The 13512-nt window shown below is 45.6% G+C and carries 7 protein-coding genes; 6 read left to right on the plus strand and 1 reads right to left on the minus strand.

Annotation, left to right across the window (positions count from 1 at the left end):
- Nucleotides 1-82: 82 nt before the first annotated feature.
- The 5 genes from argS (at nucleotide 83) to IE103_RS17390 (ending at nucleotide 5024) form a co-directional block, all read left to right on the plus strand.
- The gene (gene argS / locus IE103_RS17370) at nucleotides 83-1795 is read left to right on the plus strand and encodes an arginine--tRNA ligase (RefSeq protein WP_189347589.1); all 1713 of its coding nucleotides are present in this window, start codon (nucleotides 83-85) and stop codon (nucleotides 1793-1795) included.
- 74 nt (nucleotides 1796-1869) lie between these two features.
- A complete protein-coding gene (locus IE103_RS17375) occupies nucleotides 1870-2493 on the plus strand; it encodes an SPOR domain-containing protein (RefSeq protein WP_189347591.1) in 624 nt (207 codons plus the stop codon).
- Between the two features lie 40 nt (nucleotides 2494-2533).
- Nucleotides 2534-3223: a thiol:disulfide interchange protein DsbA/DsbL gene (locus IE103_RS17380; RefSeq protein ID WP_189347593.1), complete on the plus strand. Its 690-nt coding sequence runs from the start codon at nucleotides 2534-2536 to the stop codon at nucleotides 3221-3223.
- Between the two features lie 173 nt (nucleotides 3224-3396).
- Nucleotides 3397-4185, plus strand: a complete 789-nt coding sequence (locus IE103_RS17385) for an SDR family oxidoreductase (protein ID WP_189347594.1) — start codon at nucleotides 3397-3399, stop codon at nucleotides 4183-4185.
- Nucleotides 4182-5024 (plus strand): helical backbone metal receptor, encoded by an 843-nt coding sequence (locus IE103_RS17390; RefSeq protein ID WP_373295250.1) that lies wholly within the window; start codon nucleotides 4182-4184, stop codon nucleotides 5022-5024. Before IE103_RS17385 ends, IE103_RS17390 begins: the two co-directional genes overlap by 4 nt.
- A 153-nt stretch (nucleotides 5025-5177) precedes the next feature.
- Here the strand turns inward: IE103_RS17390 and IE103_RS17395 are convergent, their stop codons facing one another.
- Complete coding sequence (locus tag IE103_RS17395) at nucleotides 5178-7817, minus strand: TonB-dependent receptor plug domain-containing protein (protein ID WP_229827337.1); 2640 nt, start codon at nucleotides 7815-7817, stop codon at nucleotides 5178-5180.
- 352 nt (nucleotides 7818-8169) lie between these two features.
- Between IE103_RS17395 and IE103_RS17400 the strand changes: the two genes are divergently transcribed.
- Complete coding sequence (locus tag IE103_RS17400) at nucleotides 8170-13287, plus strand: alpha-2-macroglobulin family protein (RefSeq protein ID WP_189347596.1); 5118 nt, start codon at nucleotides 8170-8172, stop codon at nucleotides 13285-13287.
- Nucleotides 13288-13512 lie beyond the last annotated feature (225 nt).

The following is a 13512-nucleotide window of genomic DNA, read 5'->3' on the forward strand; positions in this document are numbered from 1 at the left end:
AGGTTATAATGCGGACTAATTTTCTCAAAAATATGGGCGCGTTTTGAGACTCTCGTGCGCCGCAAAAAACTCATCACTTATTATGTTAGCTCAGCAAAAACAAGACATCCTCGAAGCAATCAAAAATACGGTTGCTCCAATTATTGCAGGTACTGAACTTCAGCCAACAATTGCGCTTGAGCGTCCACGCGATCCTTCGCATGGAGACATCGCCTGTAATATCGCGATGCAAATCGCCAAACCTTTAAAGAAAAATCCACGCGAGTTGGCGCAGCAAATTGTCGATGGCTTGTTGGCGCTAAATCATCCTTTGATCGCTAGTGCTGAGTTGGCTGGACCAGGTTTTATTAATTTACGTGTGACAGCCGCCGCGAAACAAGCCGTAGTAAAAACAATTTTGCAGCAACAAGAACAGTTTGGCAAAGGTAGTAAGGGTAGCGGTAAGAAAGTGATCGTTGAATTTGTCTCTGCCAATCCAACCGGTCCGCTACACGTAGGTCATGGACGTCAAGGTGCGCTTGGTGATGCTTTGTCGGCTTTGCTCGAGGCGCAAAGTTACGAAGTTACCCGTGAGTTCTACTATAACGATGCTGGTGTACAGATTGGTAACTTGGCGTTATCGGTACAAGCACGTGCCAAAGGTTTTAAACCAGGTGACGCGGAATGGCCTGAATCTGCTTATAACGGTGAGTATATCGCCGAGATTGCGCAAGATTTCTTGGCGAAGAAAACGGTTTCTGCCAGCGATGGTGCACCTGTGACAGCCAGTGGCGATGTCAATGATATTGATTCTATCCGCCAATTTAGCGTGACTTATCTGCGTAATGAGCAAGATATTGACTTGCTGGCATTTGGCGTTAAGTTTGATAACTACTATCTGGAATCTTCTTTATACACTGACGGTAAAGTTGAAGCTGCGGTTGCTGCTTTGATCGCAGCGGGCAAGACTTACGAACAAGATGGCGCACTATGGCTGCGCACCACAGAATATGGCGATGATAAAGATCGCGTGATGAAGAAATCGGATGGCACTTATACTTATTTCGTCCCAGACGTTGCGTATCACGTAGTGAAATGGCAGCGTGGATTTAGCCAAGCGATTAATGTGCAAGGCAGTGATCATCATGGCACCATAGCGCGCGTTCGCGCTGGCTTGCAGGCAGTGAATCAAGGTATACCACAAGCCTATCCTGATTACGTTCTGCACAAAATGGTGACCGTGATGAAAGATGGCGAGGAGGTGAAAATTTCCAAGCGTGCAGGTTCTTATGTCACTGTGCGAGATTTGATTGAATGGTCGGGCGGTGGTGATGTACAAAAAGGACGCGACGCTGTGCGTTTCTTCTTGATCTCACGTAAGGCAGACACCGAATTTGTATTCGATGTCGATGTGGCTTTAGCGAAATCAGATGAGAATCCTGTGTATTACGTGCATTATGCGCACGCGCGTATTTGTCGGATGTTGGCGCAATACAGTGAAGCAGAAGCCGATTTGGCAGCTTTGAAAGACGTGGATTTGTCGCCATTGACGGCTGCACGCGAGGCTTCTTTATTGCAAAAATTAGCTGAATATCCTGAGATGCTAGAAAAAGCCTTGGAAGAATTGGGCCCGCATCAAGTGGCTTTCTATTTGCGTGATTTAGCGGGTGAATTGCATAGTTATTACAATGCTGAACGTGTGTTAGTCGATGATGAGCCAACCAAATTGGCGCGCTTGGCGTTAATCTTGGCAACGCGTCAGGTATTGCGTAACGGCTTGAGTTTAATTGGCGTATCGGCACCAAACCAAATGTGAGACGTGAAAATTCACGAACACTAGGTTTAATTAGCATCGTTATTCTTCAAAAATAAACGTACAACGAAAATACAATGAAAAGTGCAAATCAATTTGCTCGTCAATCGGGTAATACCTTAACAGGAATCATTATTGGATTAGTGATTGGATTGAGCATCGCGGTGGTCGTTGCTCTAGTGATCAATAAGGCATCGACGCCGTTCACAAACAAAAACGGTAAAAGCGATAAAGCAGATTTGCCCGTTACGCAAATGCAAGATCCAAATAAACCACTCTATGGCAGCAAAGATGCGGTGAGTTTGGCAGCAAAAGAAGTGGCTGCAAGTAAAGCTGCGGAAGCAGCGAAACCAGCCGATGCCTTGGCTGCAGCCGCTAGTGCTGCGACAGCACCAGCGTCAACTGCTGCAACACCAGCCGTACCAGCACCAACCACTGCATCAAAGCCAGAGGCCAGTGACGATAAATACATCTATTTTTTACAGATCGGTGCATTTAAAGAAGTGGCTGACGCTGAAAGTGCGCGTGCCAAATTGGCCTTGGTCGGTGTTGAAGCGGCAGTTTCTGAGAAGGCTGGCGAAAACGGCGTATTACATCGAGTACGCGTCGGTCCTTTTGATAGTTTCGATGCAATGAACAAAATGCGCGCGAAGTTGTCTGAGAATAGTGTAGAGACCGCGATTGTTCGATCTGCTAAGTAAGCTTCCAAGCTATTTTGAATTCAAACCTTAAGAGGAAACCATGCGTTTATTTCGTCAATTACTACTAATTAGTACCGCGTTTTTGTCTTTTTCTGCAGCGGCACAAGAGCCACGCCTTGGTCAAGAATATACGGTTTTAGATCGTCCTCAGCCAACAGATTCAGGTAAGAAAGTAGAAGTGACCGAGTTCTTCGGATATTTCTGCCCGGCTTGTAATGCATTCGAACCCTACCTTGAGGCTTGGATTAAAAAGCAAGGCGATCGCATTGTTGTGAAACGGGTTCACGTGAAATTTAGCGATTTGATGGCATCGCAGCAAAAGTTGTATTTCACCTTGGAAGCAATGGGTAAAGTAGATGAATATCAATTGAAAACCTTTAATGCTTATCATATTGATCGTAATCGTTTGTCTAGCGATGCAGACGTTTTCAGATATGTCGATAAAGTAGGTCTGGATAAAAAGAAATTTACTGACATCTACAATTCCTTCTCCATTCAATCGAAAGTCAATCGTGCCGCACAATTGATGAGTGATTACAAGATTAACGGCGTACCGACAGTCGCGATTGATGGACGCTATATTGTTTCTCCAGCAGATTTGTTTGCAAAGTCAAAAGTGCGTGATGGTTCCCATGCAGGATTGGTGGTCATGGATTGGTTAGTAGACAAAGCCTACAAAGAAAAAAATCCTGCTAGTGCTGCTGCTCCAGCGGTTACGAAAAAGAAGTAATTGAAGAAACAAAAAATCTGTAAAAAGCCAAGCTGTTAATTTGTTCAATATGACAAAAAAATCCGTCGATTTGACGGATTTTTTTTGCCTAGTACAGAGTACTTTTAGTTAGTATTTATTTCTAAGCACAATGATTAATTTCAGATGTTAACTTGACTGAGGGACATCCACTTATGCGAGCAGTTTTTATCACCGGTGCATCTTCGGGTTTGGGGCTAGCACTTGCGCAAGAATATGCGGCAAAGGGCGCGCGTCTTGGCTTGGTTGGGCGACGTTATGAGGCTTTGCAAGCTTTGCGTGATAGTTTGCCAAATGCGGATTTACACCAAGTTTACGCCTTAGACGTGAATGATCATACAGCCCTGCACGCAGCCGCAGCCGATTTTATACAGCAGTCCGGTCAGGTCGATGTGGTGATCGCCAGTGCCGGAATATCCGTGGGAACATTGACTGAACTTAGCGAAGATCTCGCGGTTTTTCGAAGAGTGATGGATACCAATGTCTTAGCTACCGTCGCTACTTTTGCACCATTTATCGAGCATATGAAATCAAGCGCCAATGCGCACAATTGCCGTTTAGTTGGGATTGCAAGTGTGGCGGGCATTCGGGGTTTGCCGGGCGCGAGTGCTTATAGTGCGTCGAAGGCCGCGGTCATCAGTTACTGTGAATCTTTGCGGGTTGAATTGCGTTCGAGTGGTGTCAAAGTCGTGACGATTGCACCTGGGTATATTGATACCCCGATGACGCAAATAAATACCTATGCAATGCCATTTTTGATGCCTGCAGCGGATTTTGCAAAACGCGCTGTGTCAGCGATTCAAGCTGGTGATAGTTATCGTGTAATTCCTTGGCAGATGGGCGTGGTGGCAAAGTTGTTGCGTAGCTTGCCGAATTTTTTATATGACGTATTGTTTGCCAATGCCCCAAGAAAATCACGTTCTAAGTCAAAGTTGAGCGAATGAGTAAATCTCCGATACCAGCACATACGTCGATGTTAATTGATGCGATTGGGACCGTGCATAGTCCAGTGAGCGAACTCGAACAGCCTCGTATTGCCTGTTTGGTGCCGTCAATCACAGAACTATTGTGTGAGCTCGGTTTAGCAAAATTTATGGTGGCAAGAACAGGATTTTGTATCCATCCTAAAGAGCTAGTGTGCGATATTCCTAAAGTTGGTGGCACTAAGGATGTCAATGTGGAAAAGCTGCGCAAGTTGGCGCCAACGCATTTGATAGTGAATATTGATGAGAACGAGAAACCGACTGTCGATCTCTTAGCGCAGTTTATTCCGCATGTCGTGGTGACGCATCCAGTTTGTCCGCAAGATAATTTGGCGATGTATCGTTTGCTGGGAACGATCTTTCATGTATCGCAACGTGCAGAACAATTATGCGCAGCGTTTGAGGTAAATTTGTCGCGGCTTCAGCCCGATCCACAAGGTAAGCGAGTCTTGTATTGCATTTGGAAAGATCCGTGGATGACAGTAAGCCGCGATACTTATATCGCACAAATGCTTGCTTTGCGAGGTTGGCAGCAATGGCAATCGGTCCCAAGTGGAACAGATAAGTCGGAGTTGAAGCGCTATCCAACTTTCGAATGGAGTGATGAGCTCTTAGATACCATCGACATCGTATTACTGTCCACCGAACCGTATAGTTTTACGCAAACGCATGCCACAGAGTTGCAACAGCAAATTCGGAAACCAGTGATCTTAGTCGATGGTGAAATGTTGTCTTGGTATGGTAGTCGGGCGGTTGCTGGGTTATCGTATTTAGCGCAGCTTAAACTATCAATTGTTTAAATGCGGAGTGGCGTTGATGCGTTCAACAATATGCAGGGGTAAAGTAGATAAATTCGCAGAGATAGAAAATAAAAAGACCACGAAATGGTGTTCGTGGTCTTTTTATTTTTGACTGGCACTTAGAAGGTGCCAGTCAGCTTCGGCATACGAGAATTAGAAGCGGTAGTTCAAAGACAGATTGTAAATACGACCCAACTGACTGAAGTGAGAGCCATCATACGTTACCATTGAATAGCGTTGGTTAAATGTGATGTTATCAGACTGGATTTGGGCTGGTGTGCGACCAGAATAGTCGACTGTTTTGCTATCAAGAATTGCTTGGCCTTTGGCTTTATCGCCAGCAGCTTCCAATTTCCATGATGGCGTTACGTTAAACATATTGTTAATCGCAAATGCCAAAGTCATGTTTTTGTTGATTTGATAGTTAACAGAAAAGTCGGTCAATGTTTTGGTTTTGAAAACAACCGCTAAGTTCTGATCTAAGTCTGCATTGCGGAACTTGGTCGGGCCAAAAACCGTATTGTTGACTGAGAAATTGAAATCGCTGATGTCATAGTCAAACCCAATGATCGATTTGTACTTCGGACGTGAAGTGAACATCAAGGCTTCTTGCGTGATATCTAACACCGATTGACCAGCTTTCGCAATCGCTGCAGGATTATTCACCTCGCCATCACGCTCATTTTTCAATGAGTAGTTGCCGGACCAATTGAAGTGCAATTTGCCATCACCCAACTTCATATTGCGATGATTGAACACGTAGTCGATACCAGACGTTTTGCTGTCTAAAGCATTGGCGAAGAAGCTCAATGAAACGATGTTCGCTGCTTTCAGGATTTTATCGAGCTCAGCTGTTGGGACGCCACTTGGTTTAATTTCCTTGCCTAGAATGATGCGATCTTTGAGCGAGATATTGTAGTAATCCAAAGTCATACTCGTATCTTTGCTTGGCTTGTAGCCTATGCCCAAAGTGATACTAGTAGATTTCTCTGCTTTGAGTTTTGGAACGCCCAATGCTGCAGCTTCTGCGGATACGTTGCTAGCCAATCCTGAAACCTGAATTGAACCACCTGAGAAAGAATACTGCGCCTTCTGAGTATAAATTTGGTGCAAGGATGGTGCACGGAAGCCAGAAGATAAAGAACCACGCAAGGTGATTTCATCATTGACTTTGTACTTGGCACTGAGCTTGCCAATGGTTGCATTCCCAAAGTCGCTGTAATGTTCAAAGCGAGCTGTTGCATCTAACACCAATGCATCTGTAACATCAAACATCGTTCCACCATATACGCCATAGTTTGAACGAGTTGATGTAAATGAGTTTGTCGGAGTATTACCTGCATAGGAATCCGCACCTGAATACAACCAAGACGCAGGCTCACCTGCAACGAGAGTGTATTGCTCCGCACGGATCTCGGTACCGAAATAGGCACTTACACCTTTGGCGATGTCTTTGGAAAAGTCTGCATTGAAGACAGTGTGATTAAACTTGGATCCACCTGCATCGAAACGCGTTTGACCATGTGGTGGCAGCGGCGTGATCTTTTTCGCGACTGCATCAAGATAAGCATCTTCCATGCCGCGATTGACTGAATTCGTCACCGTGTAGGTTTGCTCGTTACCGCCAAAAGTCAAACTCACGTCTGACGACCAATTAGCCAAGTCAAACTTGACCCCAACTGTGGCGTTGTAGTCTTTGAGTGCACCTAAGAATCCAGGAACATACCCTTCATATGGAGCACCGCTTGGACGCAACAATCCATAATCGGTAGGGCGCCAGTATGGGGTACGGTAGTTCGCATAGCTATCAATTTTTTTATCGATATAAGCAGCGTTTGCATACATGGATGCACCACCGGCAAAATCGTAACGTGTATTGATCAAAAATTTGGCTGCGCGTGTATCTGGTGAACCATTGATATTACCTGCGTCTGGCTTCTTCGCTAAGAAAGCATTCGCTGCCGCTAAATCAGCCGTAAATGTATCAGGTCCATTACCGAACGTCGCAGCTTCGCCACGTGCACTAACAATGCCAGAGCGAGATGCTAGGTCATTTTTAGAGAAGTCAACGGTCATGTTCACAAAACCACTATCACCTAAGGCTAAACCGTGATTGATGCTGATTGCTTGCATTTTGCCGTCGCCTTCATGGGTGACGCCAGTGCGACCAGTAATCGATGTGCCCTCTGGGTTGTCTTTCAGAATAATGTTGACTACACCAGAAATCGCATCGGAACCATATTGTGCTGATGCACCATCGCGCAGCACTTCGATACGTTTAATCGCATCTTGCGGAATCGCAGAAATATCCGCGCCACTTTCACCGCGCCCTGGTGAGGTTTGTGTGTACACCAAGGAGCTAGCATTTTTGCGTTTGCCGTTAATCAAAATCAATGAGCGACTTGGTCCCATGTTACGGATCTCATACGGATCTAACAGAGAGGTTGCATCGTTGACTGGGGTTTGTACTGTATTGAAGGAGGGGACACGGAAGGCGAGGGCTTTGTCGAGAGAGGCTTGTGCGGTTTTGGTTAATTCTGTTGCGGCTAGCACATCGACTGGTACTGGGGTGTCAATTACGGTTCGGTTGGAGCCTCGTGTACCGGTAGAGGTCACCACAACTTGTTGCACTTCTTGGGTTGCGGCCGCCTTCTCATCTGCTTTGGCGGGGGTAGCAGTTTGTGCTGTTGCTATTCCTCCTGTTGCTAGTAATAAGATTGCCGCCTGTACTGCGTTCTTCACAAAAATTTCTTTATTCGGCGAACGGCCGAAATTGGTAGTTTTATTTTTCAATTCTTGCTCCCATTTGTTTGTAGATGTGAATCAATGCCAATCGAGTGGCGATGAGTTTTTGTGTAACTGGTATGCCTTGCTTACATTCAAAAAATAGGCCAATTCATACTACCTGAGCGAATTGGTACGTGCAATATGATCAAATACCCTGTTGTTTTTTGGGGTTTTTATTGAGAAATTAGATTTGCATTTTGTTTTTTATTGATGTAATTGCATGATCTTTTTGCGCGCAAATATATTAATCAGCATAGTGGTTATGGATTGCATAAATACCTGTTTAGATGGTGGTATTTGAGTGTTTTCTTTTCTATGAAATGTTATATTCGCATCATCAAAAAACAGGAATCTCAATATGACTCAGTTTTCAAAGAAAAGTATCGGCATCGCCTTGGTGAGCGTTGCCCTCGTTGCCGCTGGTGCTGGCGTTTGGTGGACAAAGAAACATAAAACCAGCTTGCCAGTCAGTGGGGATGCAGTTGTAGTGAATCCTGATGCGCCTTTTAATATGGGTTCATGCCTTGCTCGTCTACATGACGACAAGCCTGCATTAGCCGTCATGTTTTCACAAGCGGTGAATCCGGATCAAGCAATCGATAAACTGATTGAAGTGACTGATCTTGGAAGCAGCAAAACAGACTCGCAAAAGAGCACAGCTAACGGCAACACTGCCGCTTCCAACTCGGCAGCATCAAAGCCAAGCGACTTAGTCAAAGGCGGTTGGATCGTCTCTGACAATCCGCATGTGCTGTTATTTCCATTCGTCAAAGCGGGTCATAAATATCGGGTCAATCTAAGTGGTATGCTCGCTGCCAGTTCTGGAAAAAAATTAGAAACACCGGTGACTTGTGAGGTCATTAGTGATGAGATGGCGCCCTCCTATTTTTTCGCGAGCAAAGGCACGGTGTTGCCAGCGGGTCTAAATGGTGGTCTGCCTGTTGTTACCGTCAATATTCCTGAAGTCGATGTGGAATTTTTGCGAGTCTCACCGGAGAAACTTCCTAAATTTATTGACATGGTCGTCGGCAAAAATCGAAGCAATCAAGGTTCTGAAGAAGACGAAGTTGAGAGCGAAGATGGTGAAGGTGATTACTACGATTACTACGGTAATCGAAACAAACTTAAAGGACTGACCTCTGGCTGGCAATTAAATGCCTTACAGGGCATTGCAGATAGTGTTTATCAAAATCGCTTTGTTACCAATGAGATTCCAAATAGTCGCAAAGTCAGCTTTTTACCAGTAGAAAAAATAAACGAACTTAAAGAGCCTGGAATCTATGTCGCAGTGATGCGTCGCCCAGGTCATTATGACTACGATTACCAAGTCACTTACTTCTATGTGAGCGACATAGGTTTGCATGTACGTCGCCAGTTAAAACAAACCGATGTCTTCACCACTTCATTGAAAGATGGAACTGCACAAGGTGGTATCGAACTCGAAGCATTGGGTAACGATGGTAAAGTTTTATTGCGTGGAAAAACCGATGGCGATGGTCATGGAATTTTGCCGGGCTTACCGAATGGCGCAAAATTATTGTTAGCGAAACGTGGCAAAGAAACTTCAATTATCGCCTTGCAAGAGCCGGGATTAGATTTGGCAGAATTTGATATCGGTGGTCACTTGCCGCGTGATGCGAAATTATTCGCTTGGTCAGGTCGTGATTTATATCGACCTGGAGAGAAATTTGTTGCTTCTTTGATGGCACGTTCAGCCGAAGGCATTGCCTTGCCTGCAGCACCCATCAAAGTTGATTTGAAAAAGCCTAGCGGTGACGTGGTGAGTTCGAGTATTTGGCAACCCAATACGAAGACACCCGGCTACTTTCAAAATACCATCGACCTGCCACCTGATGCGGCAACCGGGCGTTGGAGCTTAGAGTTCCGAGCCGATCCTTCTGCCAAGCGACCTGATTCCATTTATAGCTTTCAAGTCGAGGAGTTTTTGCCAGAGCGCATGAAACTGAATTTGAAATCAGAGAGTGCTCCCTTGGCGAATACCAATAGTTTCAGTGTCGAAATCCAAGGCGATTATTTATATGGTGCTCCTGCAGCTGGCAATCGTCTATTGGGTAGTGTTGCGCAGGAACGTTACAAAAATCCTGTTGCGAAAGAATGGCCAGGTTTCATATTTGGTGATTTTGCAGATGACACCAATAAGAGTCGTTCTGAGTTAGAAGAAAACACCTTAGACGATAATGGCAAAACAGAAGTAGAAGTTGCTTTCGCAGCGAATGCAAAATCACCATTGAAAGTACGCGCAGCGTTCAGCTTATTAGAATCTGGCGGACGCCCTGTAGTGCGTTCGATTGAGCGCGTTTGGTGGCCAGCGCAGCACATGATAGGGATACGTCCATTATTTGAAAAAGATGTCGCGCGCGAAGGCAGCATGGCTGAGTTTGAAATTATTCGGGTCAATACCGCGGGTAAATTTTCTGTACTCAAACAAGCGCCATTCAAATTGGTTCGTGAGGAGCGTGAATACTATTGGCGTTATGAAGCAGGTCGTGGTTGGTATTCTGGTTATACAGAAGGTGAGGAAACCATTTACGCCGGCGCTTTAGAATTGAAGAATCGTGCCAAGTTAACTGTGCCTGTGAAATGGGGACGTTATCGTTTAGAAGTCACTGATCCAGAAACCAATTTGGTTGCTCGTTATTTCTTCTACGCGGGTTGGAATGCGCAAGATAGTGAGAGCGTCGGCAACCGTCCTGATCGCGTGCGTTTGCAGTTAGAGGGTGCGCCAGCCAAACCAGGCAATGATGTCAAACTCAAGATTGTTCCGCCACATGATGGCGAAGCTTTGGTGTTAGTCGAAGCCGATAAAGTTTTATGGAGCAAACGTGTTTCAGTGAGCACGGATGGTACGACCGTGAATATTCCTATCGATAAGACATGGAATCGTTCCGACATGTATATTTCGACGGTGGTATTTCGTCCTGGAAGTCAGGGCGATAAAGTTACTCCTGCGCGCGCTGTTGGCTTAACTTGGTTGCCATTAGCTCGTGAGGTCAGGAAATTAAAAGTGAGTCTCACAACGCCAGCACAAGTCGAGCCAGAAAAACGCATGACTGCCAAAGTAAAAGTCGAGAATGCGGCAGGTAAAAAAGCCATGGTAACGGTGTCTGCAGTCGATGTCGGTATTCTCAATATCACCAGTTTTAAAACACCTGATCCGTTTGACTTCTTCTTCGGCAAACATCGTTTTAGCGCCGAGTTGACTGACATTTACGGCAAGCTGATAGAGCGTATGGATGGTACTCCCGGCAAAATTAAATGGGGCGGTGATGCAGGTAAACGCGATACCAAGAGCATGCCGAAAAAGGTCAAACTGGTCGATATTTTTTCAGGTCCAGTTCAACTCAATGAAAAAGGTGAAGCAGATGTGCCATTGAATATTCCCGACTTCAACGGCAGCTTGCGTGTGATGGTGGTAGCATCGACCGATGACGCCTATGGCAGTACCGATAAAGAAGTCGTGGTCAGCGCGCCTATCGTCGCTGAGATCGCAACACCACGTTTCATTGGTCCTGGCGATACTTCAACCTTTGCACTTGATGTTACTAACATGATGCAAAGTGAGCAAAGCATTCAAATTAAACTCTCTGCCGATAAATTATTAAAGATTGCGGATGGTGAACGTAATATCAAACTGGTGCCGAAACAAAGAACGATTCTGCGTTTTAATGTCGAGCCAACTGAACCATTTGGTTTATCGCGCATTAGTCTTGATCTGAAAACTGCGGGCGCCAAACCAGTTGTGATTCATCGTGAATTTGCACTGCAAATTCAACCGCCTGTGCCGCGTGAACAAGATGCACGTCGCTTCCGTATAGAACCCGGTGCAATACATAAACTAGATGCGAATATGGTGGAACGTTTCTATCGTGGTTCAGCGACTTTGAGTGTCGCTATGTCGAATCGTCCACCATTAAATGTTCGTAGTATCGTCAAGGGTTTGCTGGATTATCCTTATGGCTGCTTGGAGCAGACCACCAGCGCAGCGTATCCGCATGTTTATATTGATGAGGATAGTGCAAAGGCAGTTGGCCTAGCACCGCATACCCGTGAGCAACGTGCGAAGTTTATTGAAGGTGCCATTAGTCGCATCGCTGGTATGCAAGGTGCAGAAGGTGGATTCCGTCTATGGAACGGTAACGACGGTGCTTATGAAATGTGGTTGACACCTTATGTCACAAGTTTCTTGGCAGATGCGCGCGAAGCAGGCTTTAATGTGCCGGAAGAAATGACGAAGCGCGCACAAAAATGGATGACCGATAAATTGAACGGTGCCGCCAATCAGTTCTCTCCATTGCCTGCTGCGGTCAAACCCAATGCCAACGGTCAATATGATTGGCGTGACTATGATTTGATCCGCAATAGTCATCAACGCTTCGCTGAATTAGCGCACATCGGCTATATGTTAGCGCGTGATCAAAAAGCATCCTTAGCATCTTTACGTTTGCTGCACGATAGTTATCGTGTTCGCGCCAAATCACCACTCGCCTTAGTCCATCTTGGATTGGCACTGCAATTGATGGGCGACCAGAAACGTGCTGATGTTGCTTTCAATGATGCGATGACTAAGCCTTATGGCATTCGCACGGATTGGGACTGGGATTATCTTGGTGATTACGGAACTGCGGTGCGTGACCAAGCAATGTCCTATGCGCTGATGTTGCGTCACAAAGTGGTTCATCCTCAGCGTGAAATGATGTTGACGAACTTGGCAGAGCGTTTAGGGAAGCCACGCACTTATTTTTCTACGCAGGAACGTATCGCTTTGTTCTTGGCAGCGCGCGCCGCCGGTGGAACCGTCACCGATCCTTGGGAAGTTGTATTGAAAACTGCGGAAGGTAGTAGCACGATAAGCTCCAAAAATAGTGAGAGTCGTGGTTTTGATCCAGCCTTGGCGATCAAAGGTATTAGTCTAGAAAATAAAGGATCAAATCCAATCTGGATCGAGCTAGAAGCAAGTGGTTATCCATTGAAATTGCCGATTCCTAGCACCGAGAAAATTAACCTAGAACGGAAATGGTTCACTGTTGCTGGCAAACCATGGACTGGCGGCAATCTCAAAGTTGGCGATATGTTGATTGTTCGTGTCACCGCCAAATCCAAACAAATAGTCGAAGATGCCTTGGTGATCGATCATATCCCTGCTGGCTTAGAGGTCGAGAATCTCAATATTTCACAAGGCCCGCAAGCAGGAGAATTTAGTATCGATGGTGTTAATTTGGCCGCAGCAATGGCAGATGAACGTATCAAGCATAAGGAATATCGTGATGATCGATTCGTCGCAGCAGTTAGATTAAGCGGCAGCCCGATTAACCTGTTCTACATGTTGCGCGTAGTGACCCCCGGCCGCTTCCATGTACCAGGAACCTATGCAGAAGATATGTATCGACCAGATATTCGTGCTTACGGCCCATCACCTGAGGCGGTGAATGTGATCGATCCGCGTGGCGGAAAGTGATGCTTTGATTAGCGCGGTTTAAGGTCACGCAATTTCATCGAAATTGCGTGACCTAGCAATTGTTTTCTATTGAAAAAGCACAATCTCGAATGGTCTGACTATCAGGTTTACGATTTTAGCTTTAGCCTCTAAAGCTGCTTTACAACTAAGCAGCCAGCGGTTTTCCTGCGTAGTACGCTACGGCGCAGTATCTTGTTTTCGATTTAGAAGACAAGAATATGTCTT

The organism is Affinundibacterium macrobrachii (genome assembly GCF_014652415.1).
In the GTDB taxonomy this organism is placed as follows: domain Bacteria; phylum Pseudomonadota; class Gammaproteobacteria; order Burkholderiales; family Burkholderiaceae_D; genus Undibacterium; species Undibacterium macrobrachii.

What these genes read in the sequence shown, in the direction of transcription:
- IE103_RS17400 (WP_189347596.1), top strand. Translation starts at nt 8,170, where the DNA reads ATGACTCAGTTTTCAAAGAAAAGTATCGGCATCGCCTTGGTGAGCGTT.
- IE103_RS17380 (WP_189347593.1), top strand. Translation starts at nt 2,534, where the DNA reads ATGCGTTTATTTCGTCAATTACTACTAATTAGTACCGCGTTTTTGTCT.
- IE103_RS17375 (WP_189347591.1), top strand. Translation starts at nt 1,870, where the DNA reads ATGAAAAGTGCAAATCAATTTGCTCGTCAATCGGGTAATACCTTAACA.
- argS (WP_189347589.1), top strand. Translation starts at nt 83, where the DNA reads ATGTTAGCTCAGCAAAAACAAGACATCCTCGAAGCAATCAAAAATACG.
- IE103_RS17390 (WP_373295250.1), top strand. Translation starts at nt 4,182, where the DNA reads ATGAGTAAATCTCCGATACCAGCACATACGTCGATGTTAATTGATGCG.
- IE103_RS17385 (WP_189347594.1), top strand. Translation starts at nt 3,397, where the DNA reads ATGCGAGCAGTTTTTATCACCGGTGCATCTTCGGGTTTGGGGCTAGCA.